The 16,084-nt window shown below is 58.9% G+C and carries 19 protein-coding genes; 6 read left to right on the forward strand and 13 right to left on the reverse strand.

Annotation, left to right across the window (positions count from 1 at the left end):
• Window positions 1-21 precede the first annotated feature (21 nt).
• Window positions 22-693, reverse strand: coding sequence for a helix-turn-helix transcriptional regulator (locus tag ACR0CA_RS01440; RefSeq protein ID WP_480897248.1), 672 nt, complete (start codon window positions 691-693; stop codon window positions 22-24).
• A 21-nt stretch (window positions 694-714) separates the two neighbouring features.
• On the reverse strand, window positions 715-1,020 hold the full coding sequence (locus ACR0CA_RS01445; protein ID WP_170782513.1) for a hypothetical protein: 306 nt from the start codon (window positions 1,018-1,020) through the stop codon (window positions 715-717).
• Window positions 1,021-1,239: 219 nt separating this feature from the next.
• On the opposite strand from ACR0CA_RS01445, the gene ACR0CA_RS01450 reads away from it, so the two are divergent.
• The 4 genes from ACR0CA_RS01450 to ACR0CA_RS01465 all read left to right on the forward strand — a co-directional run bounded on the left by ACR0CA_RS01450 (window position 1,240) and on the right by ACR0CA_RS01465 (window position 3,743).
• The gene (locus tag ACR0CA_RS01450; protein WP_170354368.1) at window positions 1,240-1,455 is read left to right on the forward strand and encodes a twin-arginine translocase TatA/TatE family subunit; all 216 of its coding nucleotides are present in this window, start codon (window positions 1,240-1,242) and stop codon (window positions 1,453-1,455) included.
• 6 nt (window positions 1,456-1,461) lie between these two features.
• On the forward strand, window positions 1,462-1,920 hold the full coding sequence (gene tatB, locus ACR0CA_RS01455) for a Sec-independent protein translocase protein TatB (protein WP_170774374.1): 459 nt from the start codon (window positions 1,462-1,464) through the stop codon (window positions 1,918-1,920).
• The gene (gene tatC, locus ACR0CA_RS01460) at window positions 1,917-2,789 is read left to right on the forward strand and encodes a twin-arginine translocase subunit TatC (protein ID WP_480897249.1); all 873 of its coding nucleotides are present in this window, start codon (window positions 1,917-1,919) and stop codon (window positions 2,787-2,789) included. Before tatB ends, tatC begins: the two co-directional genes overlap by 4 nt.
• Before the next feature lie 111 nt (window positions 2,790-2,900).
• Window positions 2,901-3,743, forward strand: a complete 843-nt coding sequence (locus tag ACR0CA_RS01465) for an ATP-binding protein (protein WP_480874111.1) — start codon at window positions 2,901-2,903, stop codon at window positions 3,741-3,743.
• A gap of 63 nt (window positions 3,744-3,806) precedes the next feature.
• Here the strand turns inward: ACR0CA_RS01465 and ACR0CA_RS01470 are convergent, their stop codons facing one another.
• The 7 genes from ACR0CA_RS01470 to ACR0CA_RS01500 form a co-directional block, all read right to left on the reverse strand.
• Window positions 3,807-4,451, reverse strand: a complete 645-nt coding sequence (locus ACR0CA_RS01470) for an SDR family NAD(P)-dependent oxidoreductase (protein ID WP_170782509.1) — start codon at window positions 4,449-4,451, stop codon at window positions 3,807-3,809.
• A 42-nt stretch (window positions 4,452-4,493) separates the two neighbouring features.
• A complete protein-coding gene (locus tag ACR0CA_RS01475) occupies window positions 4,494-4,742 on the reverse strand; it encodes a hypothetical protein (protein ID WP_170782508.1) in 249 nt (82 codons plus the stop codon).
• Between the two features lie 264 nt (window positions 4,743-5,006).
• The gene (gene purF / locus ACR0CA_RS01480) at window positions 5,007-6,533 is read right to left on the reverse strand and encodes an amidophosphoribosyltransferase (protein WP_170774364.1); all 1,527 of its coding nucleotides are present in this window, start codon (window positions 6,531-6,533) and stop codon (window positions 5,007-5,009) included.
• A gap of 608 nt (window positions 6,534-7,141) precedes the next feature.
• The gene (locus tag ACR0CA_RS01485; RefSeq protein ID WP_480548164.1) at window positions 7,142-7,741 is read right to left on the reverse strand and encodes a CvpA family protein; all 600 of its coding nucleotides are present in this window, start codon (window positions 7,739-7,741) and stop codon (window positions 7,142-7,144) included.
• Window positions 7,742-7,783: 42 nt separating this feature from the next.
• A complete protein-coding gene (radA, locus tag ACR0CA_RS01490) occupies window positions 7,784-9,145 on the reverse strand; it encodes a DNA repair protein RadA (RefSeq protein WP_170782977.1) in 1,362 nt (453 codons plus the stop codon).
• A 122-nt stretch (window positions 9,146-9,267) separates the two neighbouring features.
• Window positions 9,268-9,978, reverse strand: coding sequence for a DNA repair protein (locus ACR0CA_RS01495; protein WP_480897250.1), 711 nt, complete (start codon window positions 9,976-9,978; stop codon window positions 9,268-9,270).
• Window positions 9,979-10,203: 225 nt separating this feature from the next.
• A complete protein-coding gene (locus ACR0CA_RS01500; protein WP_480897251.1) occupies window positions 10,204-10,650 on the reverse strand; it encodes a paraquat-inducible protein A in 447 nt (148 codons plus the stop codon).
• Here ACR0CA_RS01500 and ACR0CA_RS01505 point away from each other — a divergent pair.
• Window positions 10,649-11,179 carry an acyl-CoA thioesterase gene (locus ACR0CA_RS01505; RefSeq protein ID WP_480897252.1) on the forward strand — a complete coding sequence of 177 codons (531 nt, stop codon included), beginning with the start codon at window positions 10,649-10,651 and terminating at the stop codon, window positions 11,177-11,179. The two genes, ACR0CA_RS01500 and ACR0CA_RS01505, sit on opposite strands and share 2 nt — an antisense overlap.
• Here the strand turns inward: ACR0CA_RS01505 and ACR0CA_RS01510 are convergent.
• The 3 genes from ACR0CA_RS01510 to alr are packed head-to-tail and all read right to left on the reverse strand — an operon-like array spanning window position 11,176 to window position 13,732.
• Window positions 11,176-11,922, reverse strand: coding sequence for an ABC transporter ATP-binding protein (locus tag ACR0CA_RS01510; RefSeq protein ID WP_480502476.1), 747 nt, complete (start codon window positions 11,920-11,922; stop codon window positions 11,176-11,178). The genes ACR0CA_RS01505 and ACR0CA_RS01510 overlap by 4 nt on opposite strands.
• A complete protein-coding gene (locus ACR0CA_RS01515) occupies window positions 11,919-12,701 on the reverse strand; it encodes an MlaE family ABC transporter permease (RefSeq protein ID WP_170788687.1) in 783 nt (260 codons plus the stop codon). The genes ACR0CA_RS01510 and ACR0CA_RS01515 overlap by 4 nt, the downstream gene beginning before the upstream one ends.
• Entirely contained in the window at window positions 12,698-13,732 is a 1,035-nt protein-coding gene (alr, locus tag ACR0CA_RS01520) for an alanine racemase (protein WP_480502475.1), read from the reverse strand. The genes ACR0CA_RS01515 and alr overlap by 4 nt, the downstream gene beginning before the upstream one ends.
• Before the next feature lie 218 nt (window positions 13,733-13,950).
• Between alr and ACR0CA_RS01525 the strand changes: the two genes are divergently transcribed.
• The gene (locus tag ACR0CA_RS01525; protein ID WP_480897253.1) at window positions 13,951-14,490 is read left to right on the forward strand and encodes a GNAT family N-acetyltransferase; all 540 of its coding nucleotides are present in this window, start codon (window positions 13,951-13,953) and stop codon (window positions 14,488-14,490) included.
• A gap of 1 nt (window position 14,491) precedes the next feature.
• On the opposite strand, the gene ACR0CA_RS01530 is transcribed toward ACR0CA_RS01525, so the two are convergent.
• Entirely contained in the window at window positions 14,492-15,982 is a 1,491-nt protein-coding gene (locus tag ACR0CA_RS01530) for a replicative DNA helicase (protein WP_170774341.1), read from the reverse strand.
• Between the last annotated feature and the right edge of the window lie 102 nt (window positions 15,983-16,084).

Here is a 16,084-nt window from a genome sequence, read left to right on the forward strand (position 1 = left end):
TTTGGCCAGATGAAGGGCGGATCACGCTTTGGGGTCGAAGTCGCTCAGGCGTTTGCCGGGTTCATCTGTGAAGAGTTCGGGCAGGGGATGGACAGCTTCGATCAGGTCGATGCGGAAGACGCGGAAGCCCTGACGTAGCTCGCACCAGGCGGTGAGGGTCCAAACGCGCCCCCAATATTCCATGTGTAGGGGGCGGATTGTGCGGTCGATCAGTGTGCCGTCGATCCGGCGGTAGCTGAGGTGCAGTTTCTGGCGCGATTTTATGGCGGCGCGGATCGGGGCCATATGGGCCAGTCCACGCGCGGCATCGGCAAAGGGGTAGACGGCGAATTTCCAGGCGTCGGCCTCGGCGATCACCTGCGTGGGAAGAACTGCGTCGATTTTGTCTGCGAGCGTCTCGGCTGCGGTTTTCAGATCGGGGTCGGCGGCCTGGGCAACGATCGCCATGCCAAGGTTCAGCGCCTCAAGCTCGGCTGGGGTCAGGTTCAGCGGCGGCAGAGTGATCTGTTCGCGCACCATATAGCCCACGCCGCGCTCACCCTCGACCGGGACGCCCGAGGCGACCAGCGTATCCATATCGCGATAGATCGTGCGGACCGACACCTCGAGCCGGTCCGCTATGTCCTGCGCGCGGTGCAATTTGCCGTCGCGCAGGATTTGAATGATGTCAAACAGGCGATCCGTGCGGCGCATGTCACGCCGTCCGAACCGCGTTTAAGCGGTCATGTTCCATAGCACTTTCTCGTGACGCATCTGGATGCTGTCGGGCTTGATTGCCGTCATCAAGGCGGCAGCGAAGTCTTGTTGCGGGAACTGCGCGGCGGCGTCCTGTGCGGCTTTCATATCGGTCCAGACAACGTAGTCGGTCCAGCGGCCATCCTCGCCTTGGCTCAGCTGTCGATGCGCAAAGCCGGGGGCCGCGCGTACGAAGGCTTCGGTGGTTTGGCTTAGCTTCACGAACGCCTCGGGTGTGGTGCTGTCAGCGAGGGAAAAGGTGACGATTTCGGCAACATGGGTCATTTCAATCTCCGTTGACCTGGTTTCGATGATCTCTTCCTAGTCACGTACAACTGACATAAACCTGTCAGTTGAGAAAATCCAGCGCCCAAAAAACGCGTGAACGGGGCGAATTCGAACGCGGATTTGATCTGGCGCACTGTTGTCCGCGGCTCGTCAAGCGTAGACACATGGCCAAACAACATTCCCGGCGCTCGGCGTCGATGTAGAAGGAGACAAGACATGCTTAACAATATCGGCCTTCCCGGTCTGCTGCTGATCGCCGTTGTGGTTCTGGTTCTGTTTGGCCGCGGCAAAATCAGCTCGCTGATGGGCGAAGTGGGCAAAGGCATCACCTCGTTCAAGAAGGGCGTCAAAGAAGGCGCGGATGAGCTGGAACAGGACGCCTCCGAGATGGCCAAGGACGTCACCCCCGAGACCGACAAAGACAAGGCCTAAGCGCAGATGTTTGATCTGGGCTGGACCGAGCTTCTGGTCATCGGCGTTGTTGCCCTGATCGTTGTAGGGCCAAAGGACCTGCCGGTGCTGTTCCGCAATGTGGGGCGGTTTGTCGGCAAGGCCCGCGGCATGGCGCGCGAGTTTTCCAGCGCCATGAACGAGGCTGCTGACCAGGCGGGTGTCAATGAGATCAAGAAGGGTCTGAACGCGGCCACCAACCCTGTCGGCAGCGCCATGGATGGCGTGAAAGAGGCCGCGCAGGATCTGGCCAAGAGCATCGACCCGACCAAGTTCGACCCCGACAGCGAGACCGGCAAGCTGGCGGCCGAAAGGGCAGAGCAAGCCAAGAAGATCCAGGCTTCGACTGCGCGCGCCGCCGCCGAGCGCAAGGCGAAAGAGGCGGCTGACGCTCTGGCCAAGGCCGAAGAGGCCGAGGCCGCGCTGAAATCCGAAAGCAAGACATGACCAAGACCGACGAGATCGAGGACAGCTCGGCCCCATTGATCGAGCATCTGGCAGAACTGCGCACGCGGCTTATTCATTGCGTTGTGGCGTTTCTGATCGGGATGATCATCTGTTTCACTGTGGCGACGCCGCTTTTCAACTTTCTGACGCGCCCCTTGTGTGACGTTCTGGCTGAACGCGGGCAGGATTGCGGGCTGATCTTCATCTCGCCGCAGGAAGGGTTCTTTGTGGCCATCAAAGTCTCACTGCTGGGCGGGTTCATTCTGGCCTTTCCCTATATCGGGATGCAGATGTGGCGGTTCGTGGCGCCTGGGTTGTACAAATCCGAAAAGAACGCGTTTTTACCGTTCATGCTGGCCTCGCCCTTCATGTTCCTGTTGGGGGCCAGCTTTGCCTTCTACGTGGTCACACCGCTGGCCTATGACTTCTTCCTTGGCTTCCAGCAATTCGGTGCCGAAGGCGAGGCCGTGACCGATGGCGCAACCGCAGCACCACTGAGCGTGGTCTTCCAGGGCTCGGCGCAGGAATATCTAAACCTGACGATCAAATTCATCGTAGCCTTTGGTCTGTGCTTCCAACTGCCGGTTCTGCTGACGCTGATGGGCAAGGCGGGGCTTGTGACGGCCGAAGGTCTGGGATCGGTTCGCAAATACGCCGTGGTCGCCATTCTGGTGCTTGCCGCGCTGGTGACACCGCCCGACGTGATTACTCAGGTGATCCTGTTCGTGGTGGTCTATGGACTGTACGAAATCTCGATCTTCCTCGTAGCGCGTGTCGAGAAAAAGCGCGAAGAACAGCTGCGCGCTGACGGCTACTATGACGACGAAGAAGAAGCGGACGCCGATATCGTGAACGAAGAAAGCAAGTAAGCCGGCTTAATCCTGAACAGGCGCGCTCACTGGTGGCGCGCCTTTTTCATGCATGGGCCTTGCCGCTTGCATCTGATCATGGTTTGAACCCCAAAACAGTCGGAGGCCCTGATGGATGACCAAGCCCTGAACCGCATTGCTGATGCCTTGGAGCGCATGGCTCCAGCCCCCTTGGCAGCCCCGGATTTCGGCGCGGCACCGGCTTTCGTCTGGCATGTGGACCCGGACCGGCTGGAACCGGTGACAAAGGTCAACCGGGTCGATCTGGACCTGCTGATAGGCATTAACCGCTCGCGCGACACACTGTTGGACAACACGCGGCGCTTTGCGGCTGGGTATAAGGCAAACAATGCGTTGCTCTGGGGTGCGCGGGGTATGGGCAAGTCCAGCCTTGTCAAAGCGGTCCATGGGAGCTTGCAAGATGAATACCCCGATCTGAAACTGGTCGAACTTCAGCGCGAGGACATGGGCTCGGTCGCGCGTCTGCTAAACCATCTGCGGGCCGCGCCGCATCGGTTCATCCTGTTCTGCGATGATCTTTCGTTCAGCCATGATGACCAACACTACAAATCGCTCAAGGCGGTGCTGGACGGTGGTATCGAAGGCCGCCCGGAGAATGTTGTCTTCTACGCCACCTCGAACCGCCGTCACCTGATGCCGCGCGACATGATTGAAAACGAACGGTCCAGCGCCATCAACCCGTCCGAGGCGGTCGAGGAAAAAGTCTCACTCTCCGACCGCTTCGGCCTTTGGCTGGGCTTCCACCCCTGCGATCAGGACGAATACCTCGCCATGATCAACCGCTACTGCGCCGCCTATGGCGTCAACGTCGCCCCCGACACCCTACGCGCCGAAGCCATCGAATGGCAGGCCACACGCGGCGCACGTTCTGGCCGCGTAGCGTGGCAATTCTTCGTCGATCTGGCCGGGCGCACCGGGACCCATATCGGCTGATCCGCCCGCTTCATCTGGCTAAAAATATCCCTGCCAGAGGCATGGCCCGCAAGGGCCATTCCCCTATAGCGACGCCAAAATCCGGGCCGCCTCATCCGTAGGGCTCGTCAAAGCACCACGGTCCTCGCCGGGATGGAACCGGGCGCGTACGGCGGTGGGCATGGGGGCGGGCTCGACAATAGACACGCGCGGGCCAGTACGCTCGGTCTCAAGCTGCCAACTCCGCGCCAACGCCATCTGTGCGCCTTTGGTCGCGCCGTAGATGCCATAGAATTTCTCACCCGCCTTGGGGTCGTCGAAAAACACAGCGTGACCGCTCTCGCCCAACAAAGGCGCAACATATGGGATCAGAACTGAAGTCGCCGTCGCGTTGGTATTCAAAGCCTTCGCCCATTCCTTGGGATCGATGAAGTGCGTAGGCGTCAGGGCCGAGGTGTGGATGGCGGTATGCAGCCATAGATCCACCTTGCCCCAGCGATCGTGAATACCTCGGCACAGGGTTGCCATGGCGTTCGGGTCGGCGATGTCCATTGGCGCCAGCGTGGCCGCGCCGCCCTTGGCCTGAATGCGGTCGTCCAACTCTTCCAGCCCACCGGTGGTGCGGGCAACAGCAACGATGTGGTATTCGGGGGCCAGCGCCTCGGCCAGGGCAGCACCCAGGCCCCGAGACGCCCCGGTGATGAGGGCAATTTTAGTCTGATCGGTCATGGGTGGGGTTTGAACCCCTGCGCGCAAGCCGTCAAGACAGGATTAGCGACCGGGGATGGCGATCCGCTGGGTCTGGCCGCTTTGTCGCAGCATGATCCCTTCGGCATCAATGGCTACGACGGTGCCCGAGGCAACGCGGCTACCCGGTTTGACCTCTTTGACCCGACCCGAGGACAGGCGCATCAGCGCACGTAGCTCGGTTTTGGGCCCGAACACGCCCAACAGGGCGACCGAACTTTTCTTTAGCGCGTCCTTCTGCGTAGCCGCGCTTTCGACGGTGGAATTTGGCATGGTTTGCGGCAGGGGCGAAGGGCCCCAACCCCTTATGTCTGAGTGAGTGGTGGCAGCGGCCTAGCAAATGAGCAGGTGAAACGAAAGGCGGCGGTGCTCGCTGGTTTTCTCACAATTTCGCGTGGGTCTGCGAACCCATTGCGATTGCGTTTCCTTCGCCAGAGAGTTGTGTGTCAGAAAATTTTGCCCCCGGCGCTGCATCTGACAAAAACGCCCGGACCGACACTAAGATCCGAGCTTTTCCGCGCTTCTGATTCGCTGGATTTACGAACCCGACGCCAATTTCGTGGCGTTCCAAGACCCGCCCGGCACCTGCATGTCCTCGCGCTTTTTGCTGACGCGGGTGCTGTTTTCCAGGCTGTCCAGATAATCGTCGCTGACGCTGCCGGTGATGTAATTACCGTCAAAGCACGAGCAATCAAACGCCTCGATCTCGGGGTTGCCTTCCTTGGCGGCCCAGATCAGGTCGTCCAACTTTTGATAGAACAGCGCATCTGCGCCCAGTTCCTGCCGGATCTCTTCGATCTCTTTGCCGTTGGCGACCAGTTCATGCTTGGTGGGCATGTCGATGCCATAGACATTGGGATATTTCACAGGCGGCGAGGCGCTGGCGATATAGACTTTTTTCGCGCCAGCCTCGCGGCACATTTGCACGATCTTCTTGATCGTGTTGCCGCGAACGATGGAATCGTCGATCAGTAGCACGTTGTGACCTTTGAACTCCAACGGGACCGCATTCAGCTTGCGGCGCACCGATTTCTGGCGTTCTTCCTGACCGGGCATGATGAAGGTTCGGCCGACATATCGGTTCTTCACCAACCCTTCACGGTAGGGAATACCGGTGATCTTTGCGGCCTCAAGCGCCACAGGGCGGGCGCTGTCGGGGACGGGAATGATCCGGTCGATCTCAAGCCCTGAGTCCTGGATCTGCTTGGCCAGAGTCTGCCCCATGCGCATCTGGGTTTTGTAGACGGAGACCCCATCCAACAGCGAATCCGGACGGGCGAGGTAGACATATTCAAAGATACAAGGCGTCAGCTTGCCTTCGACGGCCTGAAACTCATGCTTGTTGCCGTCGAGATCGATCAGGATTGCCTCGCCGGGGCGCAGGTCGCGCAGTTTGTCAAAACCGTTGATGCCAAAGGCCACATCCTCGGACGCAAAGGCAAAATCGTCACCATCCACATCCGATTCTCGGACCGCGACGGACAAGGGGCGAATCCCGTGCGGGTCGCGGAACGCCAGCATGCCGACACCGGCAATCAGACAGATCACCGAATAGGCGCCCTGAATACGCTCCATCGTCATCTTCACACCGGCAAAGATGTTGCGGATCGGATCGGCATTGCCGTTGACCTTGATCGCATCAGCCACCTTGTCTGCCAGCACATTCAGCAGAATCTCGGAGTCCGAGGTAGTACGCAGGTGGCGGCTGTATTTGCCGGTCACTTTCTCTCGCTGTTCGGCCGTGTTGGTGATGTTGCCGTTATGGACCAGATAGATGCCATATGGGGCGTTCACGAAAAACGGCTGCGCCTCGGCGGCGCTCAGCGATCCGGCGGTCGGATAACGCACATGGCCGATGCCCACCTTGCCCAGCAAGGTTTCCGCATCCTTGGCGTTGAACACGTCCTTGACCAGACCATTGGCTTTCTTCTCGCGGAAGAATTCGCCGTTATAGGTGACGATCCCCGAGGCATCCTGACCCCGGTGCTGCAACATTAGCAGCCCGTCATAGATTTCCGCAAACACATCATGCGTTCGGCTTGCGATCCCCAAAATCCCACACATGTACGGGCTCCAACTTTCTATGACGTAGCGATTGACGGCAGGTTGAGAAACATCGGGGCGCTTGCCCTGTTCAAAGCCGCTGGCTTGCCTGTGGATACAGTCGCACCCTTGCCGCAACGGGCTGGTGCGAAAGAAAACGGGTACAGCAAGATCGGTGGCTCCGATTCCATCTCAGTTCGGCCCTCACATACTGCGTAACGATGCCTGTGTCATCAAAGGATCACAATTCACATCTGATGCAGGCGAAATTTGCTGCAACGACGCCTGTTCAAGTGACAGGCAGGGCAGGGTGTGCTGTCATGACCGGATAGAGACTATCATTTTTTTCGCCGGGATGAATTGAGCCATGTGGCAACACAAACAGGGTCAAAAGAAAGAAACACCCCCAAAACGCCGGTGTCACCGATGCCGTGGCATGGGGCGCGCGCCCTGTCAGATCTGCAATGGCGCAGGCGAAGTGGTCAAAAGCCGCGATGTGTTTGGAAAACCTATAACCAGCCGCTGTGATGGCTGCTTCGGCTTGAAGAATATCCGCTGCACCGTCTGCGCAGGCGAGGGCTTTACTTGACCGGTAAAAGAAAAGCCCGGCTAAAGCCGGGCTTTCAGGGTTATTCAGTTGCCGCTGGTTCGGTCAGCTCTTCGGTCGCGGCGGGCTCGGTCGAGCAGCTGGCGACAAGCTCTTCATATTGCTGTGTGATCCAGCCAAGCGCCTCTTCCGGGTTTTGTTCTTCGATCTGGTCGCTGAACTGTTCGAACACTTTGGCCGAGCGGCTTTCATCGACGATCGTATAGGACTGACCGGTCATGACGGTGTCGTAGACAAAGAAGGCAATGGCGACCAGCAGGATGCCACGCGCAATCCCGAAGAAGAAGCCAAGTGCCTGATCCAAACCGCCCAGGGCTGAGCGTTGCACCAACGACGAAAACAGCGGGGTAAAGATGCTGACCACGATCAAGGCTACCGCAAAGACCGCCGCAAAACCAGTGATTACTGACAATTCGCAACTGTCGCGCAGGAAATCTCCGACAACCGGAACTTCTTTGATAAGCGGAACCGCTTGGGGGGCGAAAATAAAAGCCAAAACAGCGGCCGCGACCCAACCTGCAATTGCCAAAATCTCGCGCAATAAACCGCGGGAATAGGCCAGAAGACCCGACACCACGATGATCAGGGCAACCACCCCGTCAATAATTGTAAAACCTTCCATGGCCCTCGCCTGTAGTTTTTTTCAGCCTCTCAAGGCTTTACCTTAACCTGCTCCGAAGGTTTCGCCAACAAACCCCACTAAATCAGAGGGTCGGGTGAGTGTCAGACCTGCCACAGTGCCGGTTTTGCCACCTGCCGGAGCTATAGCTGATGTGAAACCAAGTTTCTGGGCTTCTTTCAACCTGTTTTCGGTTTGGGCTGCGGGTCTCAGAGCCCCGGAAAGTGAGATTTCTCCGAATACGACAGTATCTGCAGGCAGGGCGGTATCTTCGCGCGCACTGAGCAGGGCTGCTGCCACCGCAAGGTCGGCTGCGGGCTCGCTGACCTTCAGGCCTCCGGCGACGTTCAGGTAGACGTCCAAACCGGTGAACGGCACGCCACAGCGCGCTTCGAGCACCGCCAGGATCATGGCCAGTCGCCCGCTATCCCATCCTACAACGGTGCGGCGCGGTTGTGAGTGGGGAGAGGGAGCGACAAGTGCTTGTAACTCAACAAGAACCGGGCGGGTGCCTTCGATCCCGGCAAACACGGCCGAGCCGGGACTGGGCGTGCCGCGTTCGGACAGGAACAGGGCCGAAGGATTGGTGACCTGTGCCAATCCCTTACCCGTCATCTCGAATACGCCAATCTCGTCGGCGGGGCCAAAGCGGTTCTTAACTGCGCGTAGAATACGGAATTGATGTCCGCGTTCGCCCTCAAAATACAGCACCGTGTCGACCATGTGCTCCACGACGCGGGGGCCCGCGATCTGGCCCTCTTTGGTGACATGGCCGACCATGATGATCGAAATGCCGTATCGTTTCGCAAACGTGGTCAATTCATGGGCTGCGGCCCTTACTTGTGACACGGAGCCGGGCGCGCTGTCGACATTGTCGGCCCACATGGTCTGAATCGAGTCGATTATAGCAAGGCCGGGCTTTTCCGCCTCAAGCGTGGTAAGGATGTTGCGCAGGTTTGTTTCTGCCGCCAGTTGCACCGGCGCGTCCTCCAGCCCCAGACGGCGGGCGCGCATCCGTACCTGGGCGCTGGCTTCCTCGCCCGAGACATAGATGGTTTTGACGCCAGCACGAGCAAACCGTGCGGCGGCTTGCAGCAAGAGGGTGGATTTTCCGATGCCTGGATCTCCGCCCACCAGTAGGGCCGAGGCGGGGACAAGGCCACCGCCCAGTACGCGATCCAGTTCCTCGACCCCACACAATGTGCGAGGCGGAGGGGTTTCCTCGGTCGACAAGTCCGTGAGTGCGATGGTCTGGCCCCGCTTGCCGCCGAGGGATTTCTTGGCTGGGCCAGCCGAAAGGGGGGCTTCTTGTACAATCGTGTTCCACTCGCCGCAGCCGTCACAGCGGCCGGACCAGCGGGAATGCGTGGCGCCACAGGCCGAGCATGAAAAAGTCGTCTTTGCCATGCGGCCCTTGGTGCCCGAGGTGGGGCGGTTCTTCAAGCCCTTGCGGGCTTTCATTGCCGCCGGTGGCGCGCCACGTCCTCAAGCCCTGCGGGCCATCGTCCGCGGCGGGCGCCCAAGGGCGCCTACTCTGCGGCGCGCGAAGGCGACATGGCGATGACGCTGGATGTCGCCGTTTTGCGATCCTCGACCGGGGCCTGAAGCTGGGTCGAAAGTTCGGGCAGCAGGTCGAACAACTCGTCCCGCAGGCGTGCCAGTTGCGATTTGGCGATGGATTCTTCGATTTCGACATCGCGGGTCCATTGCCGCAGTTCTTGCTGGATGGTTTGAGCGTCACCGATGCGCTGCTGGAATTGTTCGATCTCTTCCTGACGCTGTTGCAGGAAGGTGCGCGCCCGGGTCACGCGTTCATCACTGTAGGTGACGGCCAATTCATGGCTGATCTGGCTCATCTGAGCGGCGAGTTCCAGAATTTCAGGCTCCAGAGCTTGCAGGTCGGGATGTTGGCGCAAAAAGGCGATACGTTCTTTGACGGCATCGAACTCGGACGACATCATGAATGTGTCACCCCGATCCGCGGCATGAGCTAGTTGGTAGGCATAAGTGATGTCCTGCATGTTCATCGCAAACTTGCGATGCGCATTTTCAAGCGCCATCATCCGGCTATTTGCGGGCAGGTAGAAGGCCAGCATGAGAATCAGTGCGGTCAATCCGATCTGTATGAACATGCCCGCATCTGCGGTCGGCGCGGTGCCGAAACCAGCTTGCATTGACAGCCAGGGTAGGACCCCGAGTGCGGATAATGCGGTGGTTGCCACGGCCGCAAGCGCAGCCATGCAGATGAGGAAAAAAGTCAGTCTTAAAAAGGCATTCTGAAATTGCAATGTTATGTTGTGGAGGGCGGCCATGGTTGTCCATCTCCTTCTAGAACCGGAACACACCGGAGCCGAAGCGGAGTAGACTTAACGCATACAGAGTGATCCGCTACGGACCCGAAAACTACAATTTGCTGCTCGAAATATTAAGATGATACTTGGGTAAGTGTTTTCAATCAATTGGCTTTAAGCTTTTCGTGAGGTGGATGTCATCTCTGTAATATGTCCCAATGCCAGCGAGGCCAGAATACAGCCTGTAAACAGGTAAAGACCCCAGGCGGTTTCGATGGTGGCGTAAGAGATGCCCTTGGCCAGCGTGATGTAGAGTGCGATCAGGAAAATATCGGCCATGGCCAACTTACCAAGGATGTTCAGCGCGGGTTGAACGCGCGGGTCCAGCAGGCTCCATTGGATCAGGGCGGTGCCGATGGTTTTTATATAGGGCGCAAACAGGGCGAAGACGGTGACGACCAATGCGAGGAAAATGTCGGATTGCCAGAGGGACTGGAGCCCGGTGATGACGCTGATTTCGCTGAGGCCGAAGATCGGCAGGAGACCTGCGCGCATCAGCGGGGCGAACCACGCGATGGGGTAGAGGATCAGGAGGGCGAGGGTGGCGAGGCGGAGGGTCATGACAGGGCGTCTTGGCGAGATTAAAAATTCGCTGCGATGTTCTGCTATGCTTAACCTAAATCAGCACTCACCACAGAGTTATTTTTTGAAGGGAGGAACGATGTCGGGTTTTGTGGCCTACAAGTCAATTGTCGACCCATCGGACTGTGATTTTCTTGGGCACATGAATGTGTCCAAGTATTTTGCAGCCTGTTCGGATTCCGTTTTTGCGCTGCAGGCTGAGTTGGGGCTTACGGCCGACGACATGCGGTCGGGACGAAAGCTGTCCTTTGCGGTGGTCCATGCAGACAGCAATTTTCTTGCGGAATTGAGTGCTGGCGAAGCCATCCAGATGGAAAGCGAGATTCTAGAGGTTGGAACGAAATCTATGACTTTCAGCCACAAACTAGTTCGCGTTGCTGATGGAGAACCTGCATTTACGACCGTTTTCAAATGCGTTTTGCTCAATTTGCAGACGAGGCGCGCCGAAGTCATTCCGCAGGAAATTGTCGAGCGTTCGACATATTGGATGGCAAAGAACGAAGATTAACGCACCGCCTCAATCGGCCCTTCTGCACTGCCACTGATGAACTGCTCCACATAGGGATCACCCGAGGCATCCATTTGACCAACAGGCCCAGTCCACTGGATGACCCCTCCGTGCAGCATCGCCACATTGTCGGCAATGGCGCGGACGGAACTCATGTCGTGGGTGATGGTCATGGCGGTGGCGCCCATCTCGGTCACGATTTCGCGGATCAGGTCGTTGATGACGCCCGACATGATTGGGTCCAAGCCCGTGGTAGGTTCGTCAAAGAAAATGATCTCGGGTTCGGCAGCGATGGCGCGGGCAAGGCCCACGCGTTTTTGCATGCCACCCGACAACTCAGACGGAAACCTGTCGGCCACGTCCGATTTCAGACCCACGCGGCGCAGTTTCTCGATGGCGATCTCGCGGGCATATTCCGGGGGACGTTTCAACGGGCCGCGCAACAGGCGGAAGGCGACGTTTTGCCAGACGGGCAGCGAGTCAAACAGCGCCGCACCCTGAAACAGCATCCCGAACCGCGCTAGAAACGCGTCCCGGTCGCCTTTGGTGGCGTCTTTGCCGTCCACGTAGATCATGCCACTGTCGGGTTTGATCAGACCCAGAATACACTTCAGCGCCACGGACTTACCGGTGCCCGAGCCGCCGATGATCACCATTGAGGTGCCCTGGGGGATCTCAAGGTTCATGCCCTGCAGCACGCGGTTGTCGCCAAAGGCCTTGTGTACATTCTCAAGCCGTATCATACCGAAAAGAACACCCCTGTCAGAATGAAGTTGGCGGCCAGGATCATAATGGCTGCAGCCTCGACCGAAGACTTGGTGGCACGCCCGACGCCCTGTGCGCCCCGGCCCGAGTTCATGCCGTAGTAGCAGCCCATCACGGCGGTGATCAGGCCGAAGGCGGCCCCTTTGGTTAGGGACGAGATCACGTCGTGTAGCTCAAGAAAGTTGACTGTGTTTTGCAGGTAGACGGCGGCGTTGAAGCCAAGGCTTTGCGTTGCGACCACATAGCCGCCGGCGATGCCGATCACGTCGCCCACGGCCACCAGAACAGGCACGGTGAGGATTGCGGCCAATACGCGCGGAGCGGTCAGGTACTTCATCGGATGGGTGGACAGCGTGACCAGCGCGTCGATTTGCTCGGTCACTTTCATCGTCGCGATTTCCGCCGCGATAGACGAGGTGACGCGCGCTGCGATCATCAACCCGCCCAGCACCGGGCCCAGTTCGCGTACCATGCCGATGGCAACGATTTGCGGCACCACGGCCTCGGCGTTGAAACGGGCGCCACCGGCGTAGATTTGCAGCGCCAGCGCGCCACCGGTGAAGATCGCAGTCAGACCGACAACCGGCAGCGACAGCCAGCCGATATTCATCAGTGCTACGACAAATTCGCGCGGGTAGTAAGGCGGGCGGAAAATGTGCGAGATCGCATCGACCGTGAAAAGCGATACCTTGCCGAAGTTCGCAAACAGGGACAGGACGACGCGACCCAGCCCGCCCAGCATATACAAAGGGTTCATTCCACGTAGCCTCGGGAATAGCGCGCGCCCAGCGATGTGAGGATTTCATAGCCGATGGTGCCTGCGGCCTCGGCCAAATCATCCACGGTCTGGTGGCCGTTCAGGATGCGCAGGCGTTCGGGGTCTTCGGGCAGGTCGGTGACATCCACGGTGATCAGGTCCATCGAAATGCGCCCAACAACCGGGCAGGGCTGACCGCCTGCAAAGGCGTCGATGCCGCCCCCAATCGCGCGATGCAGCCCGTCGGCATATCCGGCCGCGACGGTGGCGATGCGGGACGGACGACGCGCGGTCCAGCTGTTGCCGTAGCCGACCGTCTCACCTTCGGCCAGTTCACGGACCTGAATGACGGGCAGGTCCGCTGTCACCACGGGTTTCGCCGCAGCAAAGGGCATGCCGCCGTAAAGGCCGACGCCAGCGCGGCAGAGGTCAAAGTGATATTCGGGTCCCAACAATATCCCACCGGTTGCTGCCAAGGAGCGTCGTGCAGTGACACCCTCGGTCATCTCGCGGAAATTGCGCAGTTGATAGGTGTTCATTGGGTGGTCGGGCTCATCGGCGCAGGCCAGATGCGACATGATCAGCGCAGGGTTTTGTGCCTCGATCCGTTCGCGCAGTTCAGCCCAATCTGAGCGTTCCAGACCCAGACGGTTCATGCCCGTGTCGAGCTGAATGCCGAAGGCGTGGCCGGGCAGACTTTGTTCGTGGCGCTGGACCTGTTCTGGTGAGTTCAGCATCGGCGTCAGGTCATGGGCCTGCAACAGATCTGCATCGCCCTCCATATGGCCTGAGAACACGCCGATCATCGGACCGGGGCCTACGGCGGCACGGACCTCGGCACCTTCTTCGGCAGCGGCAACAAAAAAGGTGCGCACGCCTTCTTCGGCCAGCGCATCGGAAACGGGGCCAGCCCCAAGTCCATAGGCATCGGCCTTGACCACCGCAGCGGTCTCGGCATTCGTCTTGGCATCCAAGGCGCGCCAGTTATTGGCCAGCGCAAGAAGGTTGATAGTCAAACGTGCGGTACTCATGGCACTGTTCATGACATTGGATCGCGGCAGGTCAAGGGGGTACGCACCGTTTATTGCCCGGTTTGACAGGAACGTGGGCAGGGATTGGCCACGGATCAGGGAAAAGCGCGCAGGAAATCGCAAAAAATCTCAATCCCATTGAAATTGCCGAACAGCAGTCGCAGGGTTAGGCGAGGAATCATGCTAAACGGTGTTATGCAGCGGGCAAGGGTGAAATTATGATGCTATCTTCGGGGCTTACCGGGCAAGAGGCCGCAATTCCTGAATTCTACCGCGATGTGTTCGCAGCGTCCGAGGGCGAAGCGGAAGGCGATGCGCTTTTTGCGCTAACGCAAGCCCTAATGGACACCACGCCCCCCGAAGCCCTGTTCTGCGTCACTGCTGGCGAGGTTGGTGATCTGAAGGGTTGTATCTTTTTTTCTCGGCTTTTTTACGAAGATGATCCGCGCGACGTGGTTCTGATGTCTCCGGTCGCGGTTCGTACTGACTATCAGGGGCAGGGGATTGGGAGAAAACTGATTGCTTATGGTCTGGACCAGATGCGTCAAGCGGGTTTGGATGTTGTCGTTACCTATGGCGATCCCGCTTACTATAGCAAAGCAGGATTCCAGCCAATGACGATAGAGTTCGCCAGCCCACCCCACGCGCTGAGCATGCCACATGGATGGCAGGGGCAATCGCTCACCAAATCGGACCTGACGCCGCTGGCAGGCTCGTCACGCTGCGTGTCTGCCTTCGATGTGCCAGAGATGTGGTAGGTCAGTAGCCCTCGATCTGGCCGTCCTGCTGCCAGGGTTTGACCAGATTGCCAAAGCGGGTGAACTGCGCCTCGAACGAGAGTTCAACCGTGCCGATGGGGCCGTGGCGCTGCTTGCCGACGATGACCTCGGCCTTGCCATGCAGGCGGTCCATGGCCTGTTTCCACTCTTCCATCTTTTCCAGCTCATGATCGCCGGGCTTTTCGCGCTCTTTGTAGTATTCCTCGCGGAACACGAACATCACCACGTCGGCATCCTGTTCGATCGAGCCCGATTCCCGCAGGTCTGACAGTTGCGGACGCTTGTCGTCGCGGTTTTCCACCTGGCGCGACAGCTGGGAGAGGGCGATGACCGGGATGTTCAGTTCTTTGGCGATGGCCTTCATGCCCATCGAAATCTCGGCAATCTCGTTGACGCGATTGTCGGCCATGCCGCGACACAGCTGCAAATAGTCGATGACCAGCAGGTCCAAACCGTGCGTCCGCTTCAACCGCCGCGCGCGGGCAGCAAGTTGCGAGATCGGCAAAGCCGGGGTGTCGTCGATGAACAGTGGGCAGGCTTCCAACTCTTTCGCCGCGTCTACAAAGCGGCGGAACTCGGCTTCGGTCATGTCGCCCTGACGGATCTTGTGCGAGGAGATTTCCGAGGCTTCAGCCAGAACCCGGCCTGCCAACTGCTCGGCGCTCATCTCCAGCGAGAAGAAACCGACCACTCCGCCGTCAATCGCACCCTCAGACCCATCTGGCTTGGTGCCGCGTTTGTAGGCTTTGGCCACGTTGAACGCGACGTTGGTCGCCAATGAGGTTTTCCCCATCGACGGACGACCAGCCAGAATAATCAGGTCGGACGGGTGCAGGCCCCCAAGCTGTTTGTCCAAGTCGGCCAGACCGGTGGAAATCCCTGCCATGCCACCACCGCGCTGATACGCTTCGTTGGTGACGTTGACGGCTTCTGTGACCGCCTTGAGGAAGGATTGAAATCCCTGTTCGGTCTGGCCCTGCTCGGATAGCTGATAAAGCTGTTGCTCGGCCTCGACGATCTGTTCCTTGGGCTCGCTGCTGACATCCACCCGCGCCGCCTTGTCCGAGATATCGCGGCCCAGCCGGATCAACTCGCGCCGGATGGCGAGGTCATAGATCATCTGGGCATAGTCATGCACCGCAAAGGCACTGATCGACGCACCCGCCAGTTTGACCAGATAGGCGGGGCCACCCAGTTCCTTGAGGCCCTCATCCTCGGCCATGAAGGATTTCAGCGTCACGGGCGAGGCCAAAGCATTCTTGGCGATGCGATTGGCCGCCACCTCGTAGATGCGGGCATGGACCGGGTCATAGAAATGCTCGGCCCCAATGATCGAGGCGACGCGATCATAGAGATCGTTATTGGTCAGAATCGCGCCCAAAAGCTGCTGCTCGGCCTCGATGGAATGCGGCATGGTTTCGGCGTTCTGAATCTGCGCCGCCGCCTGCTCGATACTGCTTATCTCGTTCATTTTGTCCCCGCTGCCCGTGCGACAGTTCTAATCAATCCGGCACCCGTTGGGCCATCTGTAAATCTCTGAAGATAAGTCGCGAATAACTCGACTTCAGCTTGG

This window comes from Ruegeria sp. F12 (genome assembly GCF_056533885.1).